The sequence below is a fragment of the Agromyces selenitireducens genome, assembly GCF_052748465.2.
The window spans coordinates 1,540,431-1,562,305 of record NZ_CM188259.1 but is presented as its reverse complement, the minus strand read 5'-3'; the positions used below and the strand labels follow the sequence as shown (position 1 = coordinate 1,562,305).

Annotated in this window: 19 protein-coding genes; 8 read left to right on the top strand and 11 right to left on the bottom strand. The window is 71.6% G+C overall.

Features of this window, described 5'->3' with window-relative positions:
• Positions 1-4: 4 nt before the first annotated feature.
• Both ACULK4_RS07240 and ACULK4_RS07235 read right to left on the bottom strand, forming a co-directional pair.
• Positions 5-1,537, bottom strand: coding sequence for an aspartate ammonia-lyase (locus ACULK4_RS07240; protein WP_445965454.1), 1,533 nt, complete (start codon positions 1,535-1,537; stop codon positions 5-7).
• 146 nt (positions 1,538-1,683) lie between these two features.
• Positions 1,684-3,276, bottom strand: a complete 1,593-nt coding sequence (locus ACULK4_RS07235; protein ID WP_445965453.1) for an amino acid permease — start codon at positions 3,274-3,276, stop codon at positions 1,684-1,686.
• 224 nt (positions 3,277-3,500) lie between these two features.
• On the opposite strand from ACULK4_RS07235, the gene ACULK4_RS07230 reads away from it, so the two are divergent.
• From ACULK4_RS07230 to ACULK4_RS07210, 5 genes are read left to right on the top strand one after another with little or no spacing between them, the layout of a single operon-like run.
• Positions 3,501-4,868, top strand: coding sequence for a glutamine synthetase family protein (locus tag ACULK4_RS07230; RefSeq protein WP_445965452.1), 1,368 nt, complete (start codon positions 3,501-3,503; stop codon positions 4,866-4,868).
• Entirely contained in the window at positions 4,849-5,637 is a 789-nt protein-coding gene (locus ACULK4_RS07225) for a gamma-glutamyl-gamma-aminobutyrate hydrolase family protein (protein WP_445965451.1), read from the top strand. The genes ACULK4_RS07230 and ACULK4_RS07225 overlap by 20 nt, the downstream gene beginning before the upstream one ends.
• Complete coding sequence (locus ACULK4_RS07220) at positions 5,634-6,995, top strand: aldehyde dehydrogenase family protein (protein WP_445965450.1); 1,362 nt, start codon at positions 5,634-5,636, stop codon at positions 6,993-6,995. Before ACULK4_RS07225 ends, ACULK4_RS07220 begins: the two co-directional genes overlap by 4 nt.
• Before the next feature lie 14 nt (positions 6,996-7,009).
• A complete protein-coding gene (locus ACULK4_RS07215; RefSeq protein ID WP_445965449.1) occupies positions 7,010-7,801 on the top strand; it encodes a 3-oxoacyl-ACP reductase in 792 nt (263 codons plus the stop codon).
• 9 nt (positions 7,802-7,810) lie between these two features.
• On the top strand, positions 7,811-8,608 hold the full coding sequence (locus ACULK4_RS07210) for a FadR/GntR family transcriptional regulator (protein ID WP_445965448.1): 798 nt from the start codon (positions 7,811-7,813) through the stop codon (positions 8,606-8,608).
• A 16-nt stretch (positions 8,609-8,624) separates the two neighbouring features.
• Here ACULK4_RS07210 and ACULK4_RS07205 read toward each other — a convergent pair whose 3' ends face one another.
• From ACULK4_RS07205 to ACULK4_RS07180, 6 genes are all read right to left on the bottom strand, one after another.
• Positions 8,625-10,001, bottom strand: a complete 1,377-nt coding sequence (locus ACULK4_RS07205; protein WP_445965447.1) for an adenylate/guanylate cyclase domain-containing protein — start codon at positions 9,999-10,001, stop codon at positions 8,625-8,627.
• 109 nt (positions 10,002-10,110) lie between these two features.
• The gene (locus ACULK4_RS07200) at positions 10,111-10,467 is read right to left on the bottom strand and encodes a DUF4190 domain-containing protein (protein WP_445965446.1); all 357 of its coding nucleotides are present in this window, start codon (positions 10,465-10,467) and stop codon (positions 10,111-10,113) included.
• Positions 10,468-10,583: 116 nt separating this feature from the next.
• Positions 10,584-12,059 carry an NCS2 family permease gene (locus ACULK4_RS07195; protein ID WP_445965445.1) on the bottom strand — a complete coding sequence of 492 codons (1,476 nt, stop codon included), beginning with the start codon at positions 12,057-12,059 and terminating at the stop codon, positions 10,584-10,586.
• A gap of 116 nt (positions 12,060-12,175) precedes the next feature.
• Positions 12,176-12,673 carry an 8-oxo-dGTP diphosphatase gene (locus ACULK4_RS07190; RefSeq protein WP_445965444.1) on the bottom strand — a complete coding sequence of 166 codons (498 nt, stop codon included), beginning with the start codon at positions 12,671-12,673 and terminating at the stop codon, positions 12,176-12,178.
• Positions 12,674-12,677: 4 nt separating this feature from the next.
• Positions 12,678-13,709 (bottom strand): 6-phosphofructokinase, encoded by a 1,032-nt coding sequence (locus ACULK4_RS07185; protein WP_445965443.1) that lies wholly within the window; start codon positions 13,707-13,709, stop codon positions 12,678-12,680.
• Between the two features lie 131 nt (positions 13,710-13,840).
• Positions 13,841-15,964: a DEAD/DEAH box helicase gene (locus ACULK4_RS07180; RefSeq protein ID WP_445965442.1), complete on the bottom strand. Its 2,124-nt coding sequence runs from the start codon at positions 15,962-15,964 to the stop codon at positions 13,841-13,843.
• A gap of 268 nt (positions 15,965-16,232) precedes the next feature.
• Here ACULK4_RS07180 and ACULK4_RS07175 point away from each other — a divergent pair, with 268 nt between their 5' ends.
• Positions 16,233-16,445 (top strand): hypothetical protein, encoded by a 213-nt coding sequence (locus ACULK4_RS07175; protein WP_445965441.1) that lies wholly within the window; start codon positions 16,233-16,235, stop codon positions 16,443-16,445.
• Between the two features lie 21 nt (positions 16,446-16,466).
• Here ACULK4_RS07175 and ACULK4_RS07170 read toward each other — a convergent pair whose 3' ends face one another.
• Positions 16,467-18,380 (bottom strand): DUF2207 family protein, encoded by a 1,914-nt coding sequence (locus ACULK4_RS07170; RefSeq protein WP_445965440.1) that lies wholly within the window; start codon positions 18,378-18,380, stop codon positions 16,467-16,469.
• A 108-nt stretch (positions 18,381-18,488) separates the two neighbouring features.
• On the opposite strand from ACULK4_RS07170, the gene ACULK4_RS07165 reads away from it, so the two are divergent.
• Both ACULK4_RS07165 and ACULK4_RS07160 read left to right on the top strand, forming a co-directional pair.
• Positions 18,489-18,767, top strand: a complete 279-nt coding sequence (locus ACULK4_RS07165; protein WP_445965439.1) for a metal-sensitive transcriptional regulator — start codon at positions 18,489-18,491, stop codon at positions 18,765-18,767.
• Between the two features lie 3 nt (positions 18,768-18,770).
• A complete protein-coding gene (locus tag ACULK4_RS07160; RefSeq protein WP_445965438.1) occupies positions 18,771-19,322 on the top strand; it encodes an O-acetyl-ADP-ribose deacetylase in 552 nt (183 codons plus the stop codon).
• Between the two features lie 31 nt (positions 19,323-19,353).
• On the opposite strand, the gene ACULK4_RS07155 is transcribed toward ACULK4_RS07160, so the two are convergent.
• Both ACULK4_RS07155 and ACULK4_RS07150 read right to left on the bottom strand, forming a co-directional pair.
• Positions 19,354-20,322, bottom strand: a complete 969-nt coding sequence (locus tag ACULK4_RS07155) for a glycerophosphodiester phosphodiesterase (RefSeq protein WP_445965437.1) — start codon at positions 20,320-20,322, stop codon at positions 19,354-19,356.
• A gap of 77 nt (positions 20,323-20,399) precedes the next feature.
• Entirely contained in the window at positions 20,400-21,872 is a 1,473-nt protein-coding gene (locus ACULK4_RS07150; RefSeq protein WP_445965436.1) for an SDR family oxidoreductase, read from the bottom strand.
• Positions 21,873-21,875 lie beyond the last annotated feature (3 nt).

Genomic DNA, 21,875 nt, shown 5'->3' with positions numbered 1-21,875 from the left:
CGCGTCAGTCGCTCGGCTCGCCCTTCCGCTGCACCACGGCGATCGTCTGGGTGATCGGATGGACGCCCGAGAGTCGTGACGGCGACAGCTGCCGCGTCACGTCCTCACGGGTCATGAGCCCCGCCTCGACGACGAGGTCGGCCACCGGCCGTCCGGTGGCGAGCGCCTGCTTGGCGAGCTTCGCCGCCTCGGTGTAGCCGATGAACGGGATGAGCGCGGTGATGACGCCGACGCTCGAGGCGACCTGCGCCTCGAGTCGCTCGGTGTTCGCGGTGATGCCGTCGACGCAGTTGACCCGGAGGGTCCAGCACGCCTGGCGCATCCACGTGATCGACTGCAGCAGTGAGTGCGCGATGACCGGCTCGAACGCGTTGAGCTGCAACTGGCCGTTCTCGGCGGCCATCATGACCGTGACATCCGCCCCCGCGACCGCGTAGGCGACCTGGCTGACGGCCTCGGGGATGACCGGATTCACCTTTCCGGGCATGATGCTCGAGCCGGCCTGCTTGGGCGGCAGGTTGATCTCGGCGAGGCCCGCCTGCGGACCCGACGAGAGCAGCCGCAGGTCGTTGCAGATCTTCGACAGCTTGATGGCGCTGCGCTTCAGCGCGCTCGAGAAGGTCATGAACACGCCCGTGTCGCTCGTCGCCTCGACGAGGTCGGGCGCGGTCTCGAGGTGCTGGCCGGTGATCTCGCTGAGGTGGCGCACGACGGCGGCGGCGTAGCCCGGGTCGGCGGTGATGCCCGTGCCGATCGCCGTCGCGCCCAGGTTCACCTCGGAGAGCAGCTTGATCGTCTCGCGGAGCCTGGCGATGTCCTCGCCGAGCGTCGTGGCGAAGCTGTGGAACTCCTGCCCGAGCGTCATCGGGACCGCGTCCTGCAGCTGGGTGCGGCCCACCTTCAGCACCTCGTGGAACTCGCGCCCCTTGCGGCCGAACGAGATGCGCAGCTGGTCGAGCTGGATGAGCATCGTCGTGAGGGACGCGGTCATCGCGAGCTTCACGGCGGTCGGGTACGTGTCGTTCGTGGACTGGCTGCGGTTGACGTCGTCGATGGGGTGCAGGAGGTCGTAGCGGCCCTTCGGGTGGCCGGAGATCTCGAGCGCGACGTTGGTGATGACCTCGTTCGCGTTCATGTTCGTCGACGTGCCCGCGCCGCCCTGGATGACGCCGACGACGAACTGGTCGTGGAACTCGCCGTCGATGATCCGCTGGCACGCCTCGTCGATCCACTTCTGCTTCTGCGGCTCGAGCGCCCCGAGCTCCTTGTTGGCCCGGGCGGCGGCCTGCTTCACCTGTGCGAGGGCGACGACGAGCTCCGGATAGACCGAGATCGGGCGCTTGGAGATCGGGAAGTTCTCGAGGGCGCGCATGGTGTGCACGCCCCAGTACGCGTCGGCCGGCACCTCGACCGAGCCCAGCGAGTCGGTCTCGGTGCGGGTCGGGCCCTGGAAGTTCGCGGTGAGCACCGGGTCCTCCGCTGATTCGCTCACGGCAGTCGGGTGGGATGGTCGGATCGTCGACACGTATGGCTCCATCGCCTCTGCGGGTGCGCGGGGTCGCCGCGCGGGGTCGTGTCGAGCCTACTCGCGAGCCCCGCGGCGCCGTTCGCAGCGTCCTCGGCGCTTCCGTGCGTCGCCGGGCGGACGGCGCACGTTTCGTGCGCCGTCCGCCCGTGCGCCGGCTACGCCTTCGGCTCGGCGGCTGCCGATTTCGGCTCGCCGGCCGTCTCGTCGACGCCGTCCATGGCGAGGATCTCCTCCTCGACCCTGCCGCCGTAGCCCTCCGCCTGCGGATCGCCGTGGAGGCCGCCCGAGACCGCGTACTCCTCCTCGGGCGAGAGGACCAGGTGGTTGCGGCCGTAGACGCCGAAGCCGATGAGCATGACCGCGTACACCACCGCGATGGCGATGATCGCCGGGACAAACGTCGGGTTGAGCAGGAAGCCCAGGAAGATGAGGCCCGAGATCGCCGCCGCGGTGATCGCGCCGGGCACGCCCCACGGGCTGCGGTACGGGCGCTTGATGTCCGGGTGCCTCCTGCGCAGGATCACGTACGCGATCATCTGCAGGAGGTAGGCGAGCACGGCACCCCACACCGCGATGTTCAGCACGATCGCGCCCGCGACCGCGCCCGCGCCCTCGGCGTCGACCTGTGCGAGCAGATCGAGCACGAGGAGCGCGACGAAGCCGATCACCGCGCCTGCGACGAGCGCGACCCACGGCGTCTGCCGCTTGCCGGTCAGCGAGAGGAACTTCGGGTAGTACCCGGCGCGCGAGAGCGAGTACATGTTGCGTCCGTACGCGAACATGATGCCCTGCAGCGACGCGAGCAGGCCGATCAGCGCGAACAGTGCGAGCACGGCCGCGAGCCCGTCGCCCACGATCACTCGGAAGCCGTCGAGCAGCGGCTCGCCTGCGACGGCCGTGTCGGCTGCGCCGACGACGCCGGTGTTGAGGAACAGCACCAGGAGACCCGTGACGATCAGCGTGGCACGCGCGATGATGCCGGCCCGGGGGATGTCCTTGACCGGGTTGTGCGACTCCTCGGCCGCGAGCGGCAGCTCCTCGATCCCGAGGAAGAACCACATCGCGAACGGCAGGGCGAACAGGATCGGCAGCACGCCGTGCGGGAGGAACGCGCTCTGGCCGGGGTCGGGCGCGATGTCGAAGAGGTTGTCCCACGAGAACTGGCCCGAGAACAGCGCCATGACCGAAAACACGAGCAGGATGCCGATGGAGATGATCGAGACGACGATCGCGAACTTGAACGAGATGTTCGCGCCTGCCGCGTTGATCCCGATGAAGATCGCGTACAGGATGATCCACCACACCGGACCGGGCATCGAGAAGCCGAGCAGCTCGCTCGTGATCGCGTCGGCGTACGACGCCGAGAAGAACACGATCACCGCGGTCGTCGCGACGTACTCGATGGTCTCGGCCAGGCCGGTGACGAAGCCTCCCCACGGCCCCATCGCGGCCCGTGAGAACGAGTACGCACCGCCGGTGTGCGGCATGGCCGAGGCCATCTCGCCGATCGAGAAGATGAGCCCGTAGTACATGACCACGAGGATTGCGAACGCGATCAGCATGCCGCCGAACCCGGCGAAGTCGATGCCGAAGTTCCATCCGGAGAAGTCACCGGAGATGACCGCGGCGACGGCGAGGCCCCAGAGGCCCCACACTCCCGCGGCCCGGGTGAGTCGGCGTTTCTCGAAGTATCCCTGCTCGGCGGTCGTGTACGTCACGCCCGAGACCTTGAGGGTGTCTTTCGCCATGTGGCGCTCCTGTCCGTCATCGCGCAGGCCTCTGGGGGGCGGGCGCGGGGTGCGATGCTGTGCGCCACATGATAGGACCGCCAATGGTCGCTCGTACAGACCTTTTTTGGCCGAGTTCGGCGCGTGCCATCCGCTGTCGCCACGTTGAATGCCTACCCTCGGATGCCGCGGCGTGATGTAATGGGCGACGAACCCGACCATTCCCACGCGAGGAGGCGCCCGACATGGCGGCACCCACCGGATACCTCACGCTCGACGGACTCCGCTCCGCGGTCGCCGACGGGCATGTCGACACCGTGATCGTGGCGTTCACCGACATGCAGGGCCGACTCGTCGGCAAGCGCGTCTCGGCGCGCCTGTTCCTCGAGGAGGTCGCGCTGCACGGCGCCGAGGCGTGCAACTACCTGCTCGCCGTCGACGTGGAGATGAACACGGTCGACGGCTACGAGATGTCGAGCTGGGAACGCGGCTACGGCGACATGGCCCTCGTGCCCGACCTCACGACGCTCCGCATGGCGCCGTGGCTCGACGCGAGCGCGCTCGTGACCGCCGACCTGCAGTGGCTCGACGAACGGCCCGTGGAGGCCTCCCCCCGCCGCATTTTGCAGCGCCAGCTCGACCGGCTCGCCGAGCGCGGCCTGAAGGCGTACGTCGGCACCGAACTCGAGTTCATGGTCTTCGACGACTCGTATCGCGACGCCTGGCGAAAGGGATACCGCGACCTCACTGCCGCGAGCGACTACAACATCGACTACGCGCTGCTCGCCTCGACCCGCATGGAGCCGCTGCTGCGCGACATCCGCAACTCGATGGACGGCGCCGGCATGTACTGCGAGGGCGTGAAGGGCGAATGCAACCTCGGGCAGCAGGAGATCGCCTTCCGCTACACCGACGCGCTCGGCACGTGCGACAACCACTCGATCTACAAGAACGGTGCGAAGGAGATCGCCGATCGGCACGCCAAGGCGCTCACCTTCATGGCGAAGTTCGACGAGCGCGAGGGCAACAGCTGCCACATCCACATCTCGCTCCGCAGCGACTCCGGAGAGGCCGTCTTCAGCGACCCGGCCGACGAGCGTGGCATGTCGACGATGTTCAAGCGCTTCCTCGGCGGCCAGATCGCAGCGATGCGCGAGCTCACGCTGTTCTCGGCGCCGAACATCAACTCGTACAAGCGCTACGTCGCCGGCAGCTTCGCCCCCACGGCGATCGCGTGGGGACTCGACAACCGCACCTGCGCGCTGCGGGTCGTCGGCCACGGGCTCGGCATGCGCGTCGAGAACCGCGTGCCCGGCGGCGACGTGAACCAGTACCTCGCCGTGGCCGCGCTCATCGCCGCGGGCCTGCACGGCATCGACCACGAACTCGACCCCGGCGACGTGTTCGTCGGCAACGCGTACGAGAGCGACGTCGCGCGTGTGCCCGCGACGCTCCGCGAGTCGGCCGAGCTGTTCGGGTCATCCGACCTCGCGCGCGAGGCCTTCGGCGACGAGGTGGTCGACCACTACCTCAACAACGCGCGCATCGAGCTCGCCGCGTACGATGCGGCCGTCACCGACTGGGAGCGGGTCCGTGGGTTCGAGCGCCTCTGACACCGCCGCGTCGGGTTCGCCGGACGCGCCCGTCATCGGCGTGACCACCTACCTCGAGCGTTCGCAGACGGGCGTCTGGGACCTCCCGGCGTCGTTCCTGCCCAAGGTGTACCTCGATGCGGTGACGGATGCCGGCGGCATCGCCGTGCTGCTGCCGCCGCAGCCGGTCACGCCCGAGGTGGCGCATCGCGTGCTCGCCTCGATCGACGGGCTCATCGTCTCCGGCGGAGCCGACGTGGATCCGCGCCGCTACGGCCAGGACGCCCACGAGCGCACGGGCGCCCCGCGCCCCGACCGCGACGCGTGGGAGGACGCGCTGCTCACCGCCGCGATCGAGGAGGACGTGCCGTTCCTCGGCATCTGCCGCGGTGCCCAGATGCTGAACGTCGCGCTCGGCGGCACGCTCGTCCAGCACCTCCCGGACGTCGTCGGCAACGACGACTACCAGCCCGCGCCCGCCGTGTTCGGCGAGAAGCGGGTCGCGGTCGAGCGCGGCAGCCGCCTCGACGCGGTCCTCGGGGAGACCGACGAGCCCGGCGGCGCCGTCGACGTGCACGTCTACCACCACCAGGCGATCGACCGCGTCGCCGAGGGGCTCGTCGTCACCGCCCGCACGGACGAGGGCGTCATCGAGGCCGTCGAGGTGGACGGTGCGTCGTTCGGCGTCGCCGTGCAGTGGCACCCCGAGGAGAACGCCGCCGACCGCCGCCTGTTCGCTGGCCTCGTCGAGGCCGCCCGCACGCATCGCACGAGGAGGACCCCCGCGTGACCCACACCATCGTCAACCCCGCCGACGAGACCGTCGTCACCACCGTCGCCGCGGCCACGGTCGACGAGGCGGATGCCGCGATCGAGCGCGCCGCGCGCGCCCAGCGCGAGTGGGCGGGCGTCGCCCCCGCCGACCGCGCGCGCCTGCTGCGGCGGTTCGCCGACGCGGTCGACGGCGCCGTCGAGGACCTCGCCGGGCTCGAGGTCCTCAACTCCGGCCACCCGATCGGGCAGGCGCGCTGGGAGGCCGGCCACGTGCGCGACGTGCTCGAGTTTTTCGCCTCGGCACCCGAACGACTCTCCGGGCGGCAGATCCCCGTCGCGGGCGGGATGGACGTGACGTTCCACGAGCCGCTCGGGGTCGTCGGGGTCATCACGCCGTGGAACTTCCCGATGACGATCGCGTCGTGGGGGTTCGCCCCGGCGCTCGCCGCAGGCAATGCGGTCGTGCTGAAGCCGGCCGAGTGGACGCCGCTCACGAGCCTGCGCCTCGCCGAGCTCGGTCTCGAGGCCGGGCTGCCCGAGGGCCTGTTCCAGGTGATCCCGGGCACGGGCTCGGTCGTCGGCGAGCGGTTCGTGTCCAACACGATCGTGCGCAAGATCGTCTTCACCGGATCGACCGAGGTCGGCAAGCGGATCATGGCGGGCTGCGCCGACCAGGTGAAGCGGGTGACGCTCGAGCTCGGCGGCAAGAGCGCCAACATCGTGTTCGCCGACGCCGACCTCGAACGCGCCGCCGCCACGGCGCCGTACGGGGTCTTCGAGAACGCCGGTCAGGACTGCTGCGCTCGCAGCCGCATCCTCGTCGAACGCAGCGCTTACGACCGCTTCATGGAGCTGCTCGAGCCAGCCGTGCGGAGCGTGAGGGTCGGCGACCCGGCCGACGACACGACCGAGATGGGCCCGCTCGTCGCGCGGGCGCACCTCGAGCGCGTCGCGGAGTACGTGCCGGATGACACGGACGTCGCGTTCCGCGGCACCGCTCCCGACGGACCCGGGTACTGGTTCGCACCGACCGTGCTCACGCCGTCTCGGGACTCGCGAGCCGCGCGCGAGGAGATCTTCGGGCCGGTCGTGTCCGTCTTCCCGTTCGACGACGAGGCCGACGCGATCTCGTTCGCGAACGCCACCGAGTACGGCCTCTCGGGTTCGATCTGGACGCGCGACCTCAGCCGCGGCATCCGCGTGGCGAGGGCCGTGGAGTCGGGCAACCTGTCCGTCAACTCGCACTCGTCGGTGCGCTACGCGACCCCGTTCGGCGGGTTCAAGCAGTCGGGGCTCGGCCGCGAGCTCGGGCCCGACGCGCCGCTGGCCTTCACCGAGACCAAGAACGTCTTCTTCGCCGTCGACCCGGCCTGAACCCAAGGAGCACCATGGCAGACCTGACCCGCATCGACCTCACCCAGCGCCTCGCCGGCCGCGTCGCCGTCATCACCGGGGGCGCATCGGGCATCGGCCTGGCGACCGCCAAGCGCCTCGCCGCCGAGGGTGCGAAGGCCGTGATCGGCGACCTCGACCGCGAGGCCGGCGAGGCCGCGGCATCCATCGTCGGCGGCCTGTTCGTGCAGGTCGACGTGACCGACGAGGACCAGGTGAACCACCTCTTCGACGAGGCGGCCCGCGTGTTCGGCTCGGTCGACGTCGCGTTCAACAACGCCGGCATCTCGCCGCCCGACGACGACTCGATCGAGACCACCGAGCTGCCCGCCTGGCAGAAGGTGCAGGACGTGAACCTGAAGTCGGTGTACCTGTGCTCACGCGCGGCGCTCCGGCACATGGTCGCGCAGGGCCGCGGGTCCATCATCAACACCGCCTCGTTCGTCGCCGTGCTCGGGTCGGCCACGTCGCAGATCTCCTACACCGCGTCGAAGGGCGGCGTCCTCGCGATGAGCCGCGAGCTCGGCGTGCAGTTCGCCCGGCATGGCATCCGCGTGAACGCGCTGTGCCCCGGGCCGGTGAACACGCCGCTCCTGCAGGAGTTGTTCGCGAAGGATCCCGAGCGGGCCCAGCGCCGGCTCGTGCACGTGCCCGTCGGCCGCTTCGCCGAGCCCGAGGAGCTGGCCGCGGCCGTCGCGTTCCTCGCGAGCGACGACGCCTCGTTCATCACCGGCTCGACGTTCCTCGTCGACGGCGGCATCAGCTCGGCCTACGTCACGCCACTCTAGGCTCGAACCATGACCACGGGGGCGGGCGACGAGCGGGCGGCGACGGATGCCGCGGCGAGCCCGCCCGCGCCCGAACCCGCCTCGGTGCTGAGCGCCGGGCTGCTGCTCACGCCCGCCCGCCCGGCGAACGCATTCGAGGAGACGGTGCAACGGCTGCTGCAGTCGATCCGGCTCGGGCTCATCGCCCCGGGCGAGCGCCTCCCCCCGGAGCGCGAGCTCGCGGGCACGCTCGAGGTGAGCCGCGACACCCTCCGCGATGCGATCGGGTCGCTCGCCGACGCGGGCTGGGTGATCTCGCGACGGGGTCGCTACGGCGGCACGTTCGTCGCCGACCCGCTTCCGGCGCACACCACCCCGCACTCCCCCGCGCCGCCGACCGAGCCCGAGGCGCTCGCCGCCGAGCTCGAGGACACGCTCGCGCTGCGCGCGGTCGTCGAGGTCGGCGCGGCGCGGCGCGCGGCGGAGCGCCCGCTCGCGGCGTCCGACCGGGAACGGCTGTGGCAGGCGTACCAGGACTGCCACGACGCCGGGCCTGAGCACTACCGCGTCGCGGACTCGCGATTCCACCTGCTCATCGCGGAGTTGCTCGGCGCATCCAGCGTGATCCCGCTCATGGCGGACGTGCGCATGCGCGTCAACGCGTTCCTCGACGGCATCCCGCTGCTCACGCCCAATATCGCGCACTCGGACGACCAGCACCGCGCGATCGTCGAGGCGATCCTGCGCGGCTCGGGCGACGACGCCGCGCGCGCGATGGCCGAGCACCTCGAGGGCACCGAGGCCCTGCTGCGCGGCTTCTACGGCTGAGGCGCATCGGCCGCCGTCAGTCGAGCCCGGCGACCTCGAAGAGGCGCCACTCCCCCGGGACCCCCCGGAGCGCGTGCGAACCCCGGTCGTCGAACCGGATGGGCGAACCGACGACGAGGTCCTTCACCGTGCCGGACACCAGCACCCGTCCCGCCTCCGCGAGCGCCATGACGCGCGCCGCGATGTGGACGGCGATCCCCGCGATCTCGCCGTCGTGGAGTTCCACCTCGCCGCTGTGCAGCCCCGCCCGGATCTCGATGCCCAGGGCCCGGACGGCCGACGAGATGTCCGACGCGCAACGCACCGCGCGGGCGGGACCGTCGAAGATCGCGAGGAATCCGTCGCCCGTCGTCGCGATCTCCTTCCCGCGGTACCGTTCGAGCTGCGCCCGGACGAGGGCGTCGTGCGCGTCCTTCAGGTCGAGCCAGCGCCGGTCGCCGAGACGCGCGGCCGAGTCGGTCGAGCCGACGATGTCGGTGAACAGCACCGTGGCGAGGACGCGGTCGTCGGTCGGCTCCGGCCGGTCCCCCGTGAGGAATTCCTCGATCCGGTCGAGGACCGGATCGGCGTCGATGAAGGGCGGGTACCAGTCGGCTCCGGGCAGCTCCACGTACGTCGCCCCGGGGATGTGCTCGGCGAGGTACCGGCCCATGGGCGCCCGGTAGTGGCGGTTGTCGCGCCGCTGCAGCACGAGCGTTGGCACGTTGATGCTCGGCAGCACCGACCGCACGTCGAGGTGGAGCACCCAGCGGTAGATCCGGGTGGCGGTCGCGGGCGAAGCCGACAGCCGCATGTAGCGACCTGCCCAGCGCTGCATCTGGGGATCGTCGGCGACGCTCGGCGCCGAGAGCGGCAGGACGACGTCGCCCCGGCCCCATCCGCGCTCCCATTCCACGAGGAGCTTCTCCGACGTCTCGACCGGCATCCCGATCGGGTAGTCGTCGGCTCGGAGCATCCTCGCGAACGTGTTCACGAGGACGAGGGCCCGGGTGCGCTGCGGGTAGGTGGCCGCGAAGGTCATCGCCATCGGCCCGCCCTCGGCGTCGCCGAGCAGGGCGGCGCTCTCCGAGCCGACGGCGTCGAGGACGGCGCGCGCGTCGTCCATCCAGTGCTCGAGGGTCGGCAGCGCGTTCAGCGGCACGGGGTCGGAGAGGCCGGCGCCGCGCTTGTCGAAGCAGATGACGCGCGCGAACCGGCCCAGGCGATCCAGGTACCGCGCCATGGACGGGTGCTCGGCGATGACCTCGATATTGCTCGCCCAGTTCCCGATCACGAGCAGGTCGCGCGGGCCGTGGCCGAACACCCGGTACGCGACGTACCCGTCCTCGGTGGCGGCGTACCCGGGCTCGTCGGGGCCCGCCGCCCGGATCGGTCGCCCCCGTTCCCGCCCCATCGCCACCCTCCGAGCGCCAGACTACGCCTGCGCGCGTGCCCGGAACAGGCTGCGGACATGCCGATGCCCCGGTCGCGGTGGACCGGGGCATCGGCAGGACGGGCGAGGCTCAGATGAACGCGAGCGGCACGAAGGGCAGCAGGAAGAGGCCGAACGCGGCCGCGGCAAGCCCGGCGATCACGATGCCGGCGAGCATCACGGCGTTCAGCACGATGCCCCAGATCGCCATGGTCCGTGCCGACGGCTCGCGCTTCAGCGCGAGGATGCCGAGGACGAGGCCGGCGACCGGGACGACGAAGGTGAAGCCCGCCACGATCGAGACGAGGCCGAGCACGAGGCTCGAGATCGCGAAGCCGCGCTGCTCGTCGACGGATGCCGCGGGTGCGGCGGAGTAGTCGACGGCGTACGGTGAAGTCGGCGCGGCGGCGGTCATGGGGTCGGTCATGGGGTCGGTTGCGGTGGTCATCGCGGGGTTCTCCTGTTCGAGCGGATGCCTCCACGCTACGGACGCGCGGTCGCCCCCGACATGGGGCCAACCCCCGGATCGGCGGGGCGGCGGACACCCGTCCGATGGCGCCGCCCTCAGCCGGCGATCAGCGACTCGACCGGACCGCGCGTGAAGTAGATCACGAACCCGACCGCGACGATCCAGAGCAGCGGGCTGATCTCGCGCGCCTTGCCCGACAGCGCACGCACGACGACCCAGCTGATGAAGCCCGCGCCGATGCCGTTCGCGATCGAGTACGTCAGCGGCATCACCGTGATCGTGAGGAAGACCGGCAGGAGGACGCTGAAGTCGGACAGGTCGATGCCGCGGATCTGCGACATCATCAGGGCGCCGACGATGACGAGCGCCGCGGCCGCGACCTCGGACGGCACGACCGACGTGAGCGGCGTGAGGAACATCGCGAGGAGGAACAGCACGCCGGTGACGAGGTTGGCCAGACCGGTGCGCGCGCCTTCGCCGATGCCCGAGCCGGACTCGATGAAGACCGTGTTCGACGAGCTCGACGTGAACCCTCCCGCGACCGCGCCGACGCCTTCGACGACCAGCGCCGAGCGCAGGCGCGGGAAGTCGCCCTTCGCGTCGGCGAGGCCCGCCTCCTTGGACAGGCCGGTCATCGTGCCGAGCGCATCGAAGAAGTTGGTGAAGACGAGCGTGAAGACGAGCATGAGTGCGGCGAGCACGCCGATCCGCTCGAAGCTCCCGAAGCTCACCTGGCCGACGAGCGAGAGGTCGGGCAGGCCCACCCACTGCGCGGGCAGCTCGGGCACGGACAGGCCCCAGCCCTGCGGGTTCACCGAGCCGTCTGCGCCGAACTTCGGGCCGAGGTCGAGGATCGATTCGAGGACGAGCGCGAGCACCGTGCCCGAGAGCAGTCCGATGAGGATGCCGCCCTTGACGCGCAGCGCCACGAGCACTCCGGTCGCGAGCAGCGTGATGACGAACACCAGCGTCGGGATCGTCGAGACGGACCCGTCGACACCGAGCCCGACCGGCGGCGACGCGGCACCGGTCGCCGTGACGAACCCGGCGTCGACGAAGCCGATGAACGCGATGAACAGGCCGATGCCGACCGTGATCGCGAGCTTCAGCTGCATCGGGACGGCCTCGAAGATGAGGCGGCGCAGGCCCGTCGCGGCGAGCAGCACGATGACGAGGCCGTTGACGAGCACGAGCCCCATCGCCTCGGGCCACGTGACCTGCCCGACCACCGAGACGGCGAGGAACGAGTTGATGCCGAGCCCGGCGGCGAAGGCGAACGGCAGGCGTGCGACCACGCCGAACAGGATCGTCATGACGCCCGCCGTGAGGCCCGTCACGGCGGCGACCTGCGCGAAGTCGAGCGCGTTCCCCGCGACGTCCGTGCCGCTCGAGAGGATGATCGGGTTGAGGATGACGATGTACGCCATCGTCACGAAGGTCACGATGCCCCCGCGCACCTCGGCGGAGACGCTCGAGCCGCGCTTCGTGATCTCGAAGTAACGGTCGATCGCGTTCGTCGTGCGCGGCTGGGGAGCGGGGTCGGGTCGGTGCTCGGTCTCGGTCGCGGTCATGTGGTCCCCGTGGTCGGGAGGCGCGAAGGGGGCGCCTCGGCTGCGGTCCGCTCGGTGGAGCGGGGGTCGGAGCGGGACGACGGCGGCCCGGGGCTCTGCGGCGAGCCCCGATGATCCTATGCGACGTGATCGCGGTGATGCACCACGCTCGCGAGGTCCTCGCCGAACACGAACGTGCGCCGCACCCGTCCTCCCGCGAGCACGCCCGGAAGCCAGTGCTTCGCGTCGTCCCACATCTCGTCGAGCGGCACGCGGTCGAGGTCGAACCACTCCGGGTCGAGCTCGTCGGATGCCGCGGGCGCGCCCGTGAACGCGCGCGCGACGAACACGCTCGACTCCTGGCTCCACGCCTCGCGGTGCGGGAACAGGTACGTCAGCAGCCCTCGCGCCTCGAGGTCGGCGGCGCGCACGGTGACGCCCGACTCCTCGTGCACCTCGCGCACGGCCGCCTCGACCGCGGTCTCCCCCGGCTCGAGCTTGCCGCCGAGCCCGACGAAGTAGCCCCGCCCGAGCCCGTGCTTCTTCCGGCCGAGGAGCACCTCCGTGCGCCCGCCGGACTCGCGCAGCAGGTAGCAGACGCAGACCTGCGGCAGCGGCATCCGTGGGTCGCCCATCGACTCAGCCGAAGAGGATCTTCGCCTCGTCGTAGCGGGACTGCGGCACCAGGTTGAGTCCGCCTGTCGCCTCCGCGATCGTGACGCGCGCGATGTCGGTGCCGCGGAGGGTGACCATGCTGCCCCAGGCGCGGTCGAACGCGGCGTCGACCGCGGCCATGCCGAGGCGCGTGGCGAGCACGCGGTCGTAGGCCGACGGCGCGCCGCCGCGCTGGATGTGGCCGAGCACCGTGTGGCGCGACTCGATGCCGGTGCGCTCCTCGATGATCGGGGCGAGCTTCTCTGCGATGCCGCCGAGCCGCGGGCGGTTGAACGCGTCGAGCCCGAGATGCGAGTGCGCCTCGTCCATGGTGTCGAGCTTGAACCCCTCGGCGACGACGATGAGCGGTGCGCGACCGCGCTCGCGGACGGAGTCGACGTAGTGGCAGATCTCCTCGATGCCCATCGGCTGCTCGGGGATCAGGATGGCGTGCGCGCCGCCCGCCATGCCGGAGTGCAGCGCGATCCAGCCCACATGGCGGCCCATGACCTCGAGCACCATGCAGCGGTTGTGCGACTCGGCCGTGGTGCGCAGCCGGTCGATCGCCTCGGTGGCGATCTCGACCGCCGTGTCGAAGCCGAACGAGTAGTCGGTCGCGGCGAGGTCGTTGTCGATGGTCTTGGGCACGCCGATGACGGGCAGGCCGCCCTCGTCGACGAGGCGGCGCGCCGCGGTGAGCGTGCCCTCGCCGCCGATCGCGATGATCGCGTCGATGCCCTCGTCCTCGAGCATCGTGCGGATGTTGTCGGGCCCGCCCTGCTCGCCCTCGAAGGGGTTGGTGCGGCTCGAGCCGAGGATGGTGCCGCCCTGCTTCGACAGGCCGCGCACGTCGTGCCGGGTGATCGGCATGATGTCGCGCTCGACGACGCCGCGCCATCCCCAGCGGAAGCCCACGAATTCGGCGTCGTGCGAGATGACGCCCTTCAGCACCGCGCCGCGGATGACCGCGTTGAGGCCGGGGCAGTCGCCGCCGCTCGTGAGAATGCCGATCTTCATGCCTGGTGACTCCTCGTGAGGTGGACGTTCGCGGGGGGCCGCATCATCGAGGCGCGAACGTCGAGGAGTCTAGTCGGGCTCGCGGCATCCGTTCGTGCCGATGACGAGAACGGATGCCGCGGGCCCGGCCGCTACAGGGCGCCGTCGAGCGCCTGGCGGAGCAGGTGCTGCAGCGCGTCGAGCTGCACCGAGTCGGCCGAGCCGGGCTCGACGTCGCTGCCGTCGAGGGCGCGGAGCGCCAGGCCCTGCTTCTGGTCGATGAGCTCCGCGATGCGGGCGTCGATGGTGTGCGCGGCGATGATGCGCCACGCCGTGACGGGCTCGTCCTGGCCGATGCGGTGCACGCGATCGATCGCCTGCGTCTGCTCGGCGGCGGTCCAGCTGAGCTCGGCGAGGACGACGTTCGACGCGGACTGGAGATTGACGCCGACGCCCGCCGCGGTGAGCGAGCACACCGCGACGGACACCTCGGGGTCGGAGTTGAACGCGTCGATGGCGTGCTGGCGCGCGATCGCGTTCTGGTCGCCTCGGATCGACACGGTGCGCAGCTCGCGGGCGGCGAAGGCCGCCTCCGCCTGGTCCATGACGTCGATGTGCTTGGCGAAGAACACGACCTTGCCGGCCGATCGGGCCAGCTGCGCGGCGTAGTCGGCCGCGAGGCCCGCCTTGGCCTGGCCGATGCGCCGCACCATGGTGAAGACGTTCTCGGCCGACTTGGTCGACTTCGACTCCTCGAGTTCGGAGAGCGCGACAGCGCGGATGAACTGGTCGCGCTCGAGCTCGTCGAGGTCGCCGACCCGAAGCTTGCGCGACTCGACGAGCGCCCGGAACCGGCTCGCGAGGCGGTGGCCGAGCTCGCGCTCTGCGGCGCGGATCGACCGGCCCAGTTCGTCGTCGAGCTCGACGGGGAGGTCGGCGATGCGCTTCTCCGGCAGGTCGGCGGCGACGTCGACCTTGCGGCGCCGGACGATGCCGAGGTCGATCACGATGCGCCTGGCCGCGGCGTAGAAGCCGGGGTCGGCCGGCGTCAGCCCGGTCTCCTCGAGCTTTCCGAGCAGTTCCGGCGACGGGCGGTCGCCCTCGATCCATCCGAGGAACTGCCAGATGGCCCGGAAGTCGTCGACGTCGTTGATGAGCGGCGTGCCCGTCAGCGCGAGCAGCAGCGGGTCGCCGCCCGGGGTGTTGCGGCGGATGCGCTCGGCGAGCGCGAGCACGTTCCGTGAGCGCTGCGACTGCAGGTTCTTGATGAAGTGGGCCTCGTCGACGACCATGCCGCGGAACCCCATGGTCGACAGCCAGGCCATGTGCCGGTCGAGGACGTCGTAGTTCACGACGATGACGTCGGCGAACGCGTCGACGCTGTCGCCGTCGCCGTGGATGACCGTGGCGCGGCGGTGCGGGGTCCAGCGTTCGACCTCACGCGCCCAGTTCATCTTCACGACGTTCGGCACGACCGCGAGGAGCGGGTAGGCGCCGGCGACGGACGCCGCGAGGACCGACTGCGCGGTCTTGCCGAGCCCGGGCTCGTCGGCGAGGAGGAAGCGGCGGTGACCCTGGCGGGCGGCCTCGATGAACCGCGCCTGGTGCGGCATGAGCTCGAGGCCGCGCGGCGCGAGCCGGTCGACCCTGGGCGCCTCGGGCAGGTCCATGGAGGCGGCCTGGCCGCCGGAGCCGGCCTCGAACGACTTGAACAGCGGCCCGAGCAGTTCCCAGTTCGCCAGTCGGCGCACGTGGACGGTCGGCTGCGCTGCCGAGGAGAAGTCGGGCGGGAGGAACGGGTTGGCCAGCTTGCGCGACTTGACCGACGGCGGGATCACCTGGTTCTGCGAGAGCTCGGGCTGCGGTTCGGGCTCGCGCACGATGATCAGCTCGTCCTCGCTCAGTTCGGCTCCCGACTCGAGCAGCCAGTCCCGGCGGAACCGCTGCGCGACCGTCGAGATCGAGGCGTCCGGCTCGAGCAGCGTGATGAGGCTCGTGTCGCGCGCGGCGGTCTTCGCGAGGATCTGCGCGATGCCGTCGAGGCGCTTCAGCAGCTCGGCGCGCGCGGCGTCGCCGAGCTCGCCGTCGCCCTTGACACGCGCGCGCTCCTCGCGCATGAGCAGCGCGATCACCTGGAACTTCGTACGGTTGGTGGGGCCCAGCTTGTTCTTCTGCGCCTTCTGCTCTACCTCGCGGACCTTCCGCGCGAGGATCGGGATGATGGGCGCGTCGTCGTCACGCGAACGCGTGCGCTGTCGCTGCCTCGTCTGGGCCAATGGTCCTCCCCTGTCTGGGCCCGATGCGAACGGGCTCCCCCGCCACCGGGCGCGGTGGCCGGCACCGCCGGACGGGCTCGATCGTCTGGGCCGTCGTCGCGGTGCGCCGAATCCGGGAGCCGAGCATGGCGGGGCGAGTTCCCCCTGCCGTCGGACCGAAGAACGGATTCGTCGGGCGCCTCGGACATTCTACGCGCCGTGGCACGCTCCGCGCCAATGCCGTCCCGGATCCCGAGCGTTCCGAACCGCGGCGGGCTAGGCTCGGTGCATGGACGAGGCGACGCAGTTCGGCGAGGACATCACCGACGACCACGAGTTCGAAGCCGCCCAGGACGGCGAGATCCCGGCCGAGGCCGGGTCCGAGGTCGCCGACGACGACGAGCGTCCGGTGGGCGACGAGCCGGAGGACGAGGTCGTCGGCATCGACGAGGAGCGCCGCGTCGTGCTGCCCGAGGAGCCGGGCGCCGACGAGGCGGAGTGAGCCCCGCGCGTCGCCGTCCGGTCAGACGCCGCCACCGCCACCGCCGCCACCACCGCCGCCGCTCGAGCCGCCGCCGCTCGAGCCGCCCGAGGACGAGCTCGACGACGACCCCGACCAGCTCGAGTTCGCCACGCTCGAGAACGAACTGACGCTCGATGCGAACACCGCCGCGTTGAAGCCGCTGCGACCCGAGTACCATCCGGGCTGCTCGCCGCGCTGGGCGTAGAGCTCCGCGAGCTCGCGACTCCACTCGCGCTCCTGGCCGAACAGCACCGCGTACGGCAGCAGCTTCTCGGTGACGCGCAGCACGGCGTCGGGGTCGGGGCCGTCCGAGGCCGCGACGGCGCCCTGCGCGAGGGGGACCCGCTCGGCGCCCGTCGGGCTCTGCAGCATCCGAAGCCGATCCGCCTCGGCGAGCCGGATGAACTCGCGGAGTCCCTCGAGGTGGTCGCGGAACCCGCGCCCGCGCTCGGTGAGCGGGCGCACGTCGGCGACGAGCCACACGGTCGCCAGCGCGGCGGCGCCCGCACCGAGGATCGGCAGCCACGGCCAGGCGCCGCCCATGCTCGCGTCGAGCGCCATGATGCCGAGGATCGCGGCGAGCACCGCGGCCGCGATGACGAGCACCGCGAGCAGGGCGCGGAGGCCACGGTCGGGGCGACGGCGGAGGCCTTCGCGCGCCACGCGCGAGTGGACCTGCCGGCGAAGGCTCACGAGCTTGGTGCCGAGGGTGGTGTCGCGCGACTTCAGGTTTCGGAGCGCGCCGGGCGCCGCCCCCGGGCCGAACAGCGCCGCGAGCACGCGCCTGGCGTCTCGATCGGCGCCGTCGACGCCGCCGAGGAGCTGCACGGCGTATTTCTTGCGGCCGGTCTCGACCACGCGCACCCGCCCGGCGACCGCCTCGGCGAGGATCGTCGCGGTGATGCCCTTCCCGGGCGCCTTCACGAGGTCGGCGGCCTCCATGAGCGACGGCCGCTCGGGCGGCTCGTACTCGGCGACGATGATGCCGCGCCCGGGGTGGTCGCGCCAGCGCGTCGCTCGGAAGACGCCGGCGAGGATCGCGATCACGAGCGCCGTGAGTCCCGCCGCGGCGGACCCCATCGCCGCGGGCGAGGACGTGAACCGCTCGTCGCGCGGTTCGAAGGTCCCGGGTGCGAACCCGGCGGCGAGCGTGAGGTTCTCGTAGGGGCCGAGCGCGGCTGCGGTCGCCACGAGGACCGGCCCCTCCTCCGCCGGGTCCTCCTGCATCAGGAGTTCATCGCATGGCGTCGACGAGCCCTCGTACCCGCGGTAGCACGCCGCATCGCCCGTGAACGCCTGCCTCAGGTCCTCGTCGAGACGCAGCTCTCCCCGGACGACGCCGAACGGCTGCGCCCACCCGGTGCCGTTGACGTCCCAGTAGAACTCCTGGATGGGCAGGTCGTCCGGATCGAACGTGACGTTCCGCTGGTGGTAGGTGATCACGTACGTCTGCTCGCCGTGCACGAAATCCTCGGCGGCGATCGTGACGAGCTCGAACACGCCGTCCTCGCTGCGCTCGACCTCGTACCCGCGAGCCTCGCCCGTGGCATCCGTCACCGACACGATGCGGATGTCGGTGGGATGCCCGTCGTACGTGCGCGGGATGGCGCGACGGATGCCGCGGTTCTGGTCGTACTCGGGGAACACGGCGACGAGGGTCTCGGTCGTGAGCAGCTCGGAGCGACGGTCGGCGTCGCGGCCGAGCTCGTACACGGCATCGAACCGCGCGAAGGTGAAGTCGTCGACGTCGGCGGGCACGGCCTGCACGGGCGGCGGGGCCGCGGCGGGTCGCTCGGCGGCGGTCGGGGCGGCGGCTGCGGCGGCTCCGACGCAGAGCGCGAGCGCTCCGGCGAGCGCCGTCGCTGCGGCGAACATGCGCTGCATCCGGCGGGTGCCGGGCGGGGTTGCGGCCATGCGTTCACGGTAGCGAACGGGCGGGCCCGCGTCATCCGTTCGGGCACGCCGGTCCGACGAGCGGTCGATACCGACCGGGGTATCGCGCCTCGGGCGTATCCTTGCAGGGTGATCGACGACATCAAGAAGCGCGCCCTGCACCGCACGAAGATCATCGAGGGCCAGTTGCGCGGCATCGAGAAGATGATCGAGAACGAGGACTACTGCGTCGACATCATCACGCTGTCGCTCGCGGTGCAGAAGTCGCTCGGCTCGCTCAACAAGCTGCTCGTCGAGAACCACCTGCGCACGCACGTGTCGCACATGTACGAGGAGGGCGGCGACCAGCGCGAGGAGGCCGTGGCCGAGCTCGTGCGCATCTTCGAGCTCTCCAACAACCGGGGCTGACGGATGCCGCGCATCGAGCTGGTCGCCGGCGACCTCACGCTCGAGCGGGTCGACGCCATCGTCAACGCCGCGAACTCGTCGCTGCTCGGCGGCGGCGGGGTCGACGGGGCGATCCACCACGCGGGCGGACCGGAGATCCTCGCCGAGTGCCGCGCGCTGCGCGCCTCGACGCTGCCCGATGGGCTGCCCACGGGCGAGGCCGTGGCGACGACGGCGGGCCGGCTTTCCGCGCGGTGGGTCGTGCACACGGTCGGACCGGTGTGGCCCGGCGAGGGCGCCGAGGCCGCGCGACGGCGCCGGCTGCTCGACGCGGCGTACCGCAATTCGCTCGGGCTCGCGGCGCGGCTCGGCGCGGCGTCCGTGGCCCTGCCGGCGGTGTCGGCCGGCGTGTACGGCTGGCCCGCCGACGACGTCGCGGAGGTCGCGCTCGCGGCCGCCTCGCGCGCCGCCGAATCGCCGGATCTCGTGCGGTTCGTGCTGTTCTCGACGGCGATGCACGCCGAGTTCGCGGCGGCGGCGGCGCGGCTCGAGGTCGACGCGGTCGTCGTCCGCTGACCGGCCCCGCACGCCAGGCCCAGCGCGGGCGTCACGTGCCGGGCGCGGTCATCGCGATCCACTCGTCGAGGTCGCTGGGCTGGTCGGTGATGATGCCGTCGACGCCGAGCGCGCTCACCTGCGCCCAGGTGTCCTGCGTGTTGAGCGTGTAGCAGAGCACGGCGATGCCGGCGGCGTGCGCGGCGTCGACGGCGTCGGGTGCAGCGGTGACGGATGCCGCGGTCGTGCCGAATCCGATGACCCCGAGCCACTCGGCGAGCGGCACCGGATCGGCGGGCAGCTCCCGGATGAGCATGATCCGCGGCGTGGTCGGCGAGACGCGCTGCACGGACTGGAGGGTTTCGATGCTGAAGCTCTGCAGCACGACGCGACCGCGGAGCCGGTGGCGTTCGACGAGGTCGACGACGCGCCGGACCTCGTCGGGCGACCAGACCGCCTTGAGCTCGACGAGCGCGCGGGCGTCCTCGCGCTCCGCGAGGGCCTCGAGGAAGGCGTCGAGCGTCGGGGCGGCCTCACCGGCGAAGTCCTCGCCGTACCAGGCTCCGACGTCGAGCCGTTCGAGCTCGGCGAGTTCGAGGTCCTCGACGCGACCGTCGCGGCCGGTGACCCGCTCGAGGTCGGTGTCGTGGAACAGCACGGGCACGCCGTCGCGCGTGAGGCGCACGTCGGTCTCGACGTACGCCAGCTCGTCCATGGCGAGCTCGAGCGCGGGCATCGTGTTCTCGGGGGCGAGCGAGCGGTCGCCGCGGTGGCCGATGATGGCCGCTGCATCGCCGGGCTGGCGCAGCGCGCCGAACACGTCGATGGCGTACACGTCGGCGGGGGTCGCGGCGGTCCAGAGCAGCGAGGCGGTCGCGGCGACGCCGGTGGCCGCGAGCGCGATGCGCACGTGTCGGCGGGGCGGTCTCGCGGCGCGGCGGGCGAGGTTGCGGAATCGGGTTCGGGCGGGGCGGACGGCGGGCGCGGCCGGGCTGACGGTCGCGTGGGGGGCGTGGCGCACGGATCGGGACCTTCCTCGGCCTCGCGCCTCGTTGCGCGAGCCGTGCAGGTCACTCTAGCAACGTCGTTACCGTTTCGTTACTTTCCTGAGGCGGATGCCGCGGCTTCCGCCTCCGCGGTGATCCGATTGGCCATGCCGGCGAACACGATGCCGTGGAACGGCAGCACCGACCACCAGTAGAGCCGCCCCGCGAGCCCCTTGGGGAAGAACACGGCACGCTGCCGGTAGCGCGAGCCGCCGCCGTCGGGCTCGGCGAACAGCTCGAGCCACGCCCGGCCGGGGACGCGCATCTCAGCACGCAACCGCAGGAACCTCGGCCGCTCGATCGCCTCGACACGCCAGAAGTCGACCGCGTCGCCCGGGTGCAGCGTGTCGGGGTCGCGCCGGCCGCGCCGCAGGCCGACGCCGCCGAAGAGCTTGTCGATCCACCCGCGGACGGCCCACGCGAGCGGGAACGAGTACCACCCGTTCTCTCCGCCGACGCCCTCGATCACCGTCCACAGCGCATCGACGGGCGCGTCCGCGTGGCGCTCGCGCCGATCGACGTACACGGTGTACCCGGCCCAGTCGGGGTCGCTCGGCAGCGGATCGCTCGGCGCCCCCGCGACCTCGGCGTTGCGCCAGCTCGTCTCGACCTCGCCGGCGCGCTCCTTCTCGAGGGCCAGCCGCACCGACCGGCGGTAGCCGACGAGCCCCTCGGGAGGCGGCGGGATCACCGCGTCGATGTCGTGCTCTCGCATGACGCAGTCGAACTGCAGCGACTCGATGATCGGCACCGCGAGCCGCCTGGGGATCGGCGTGACCAGGTTCACCCACTGCCCCGCGAGCCATGGCGTGAGCACGGGCAGCGCGGCGATCGGCCGCTGCCGGAGGCCGGCCTCGACCGCGTAGCCGTTCATGAGCTGTCCGTACCGGAGCACGTCGGGACCGCCGATGTCGAACGCGCGATTCACCTCGGGCGGCGCCTCGGCGGCGCGGATCAGGTAGTGCAGCACGTCGCGCACCGCGATCGGCTGGATGAAGTTGCGCACCCACCGCGGCGCGGGCATGTACGGCAGCACCTCGGTGAGGTGCCGGATCATCTCGAAGGACGTCGAGCCGGACCCGATGATGACCCCGGCCTGCAGCACGATGGTCGGTACGCCCGACCCGAGCAGGATCTCCCCGACCCGCACGCGCGACCGCAGGTGCCGCGAGAGCCGGCCGCCATCGGGGTGGAGTCCGCCGAGGTAGACGATGCGCCCGACGCCGTTCGACTTCGCCGCCGCGGCGATGTTCCGCGCGATGCGCAGCTCGGTGTCCTCGAAGTCGCCGCGACCGCCCATCGAGTGGACGAGGTAGTAGGCGACGTCGACGTCGCGCATCGCCCGGCCGACCACCGCGGCATCCGTCAGGTCCCCGTCCACGACGTCGACGCCCGCGGCCCACGGCACGTCGCGCAGCCGCTCGGGACGCCGCACGACGACCCGCACGTCGTGCCCCTCGTCGAGCAGCCGCGGCACGAGCCGACCGCCGATGTACCCGGTCGCCCCGGTCACCAGGATGCGCATGGC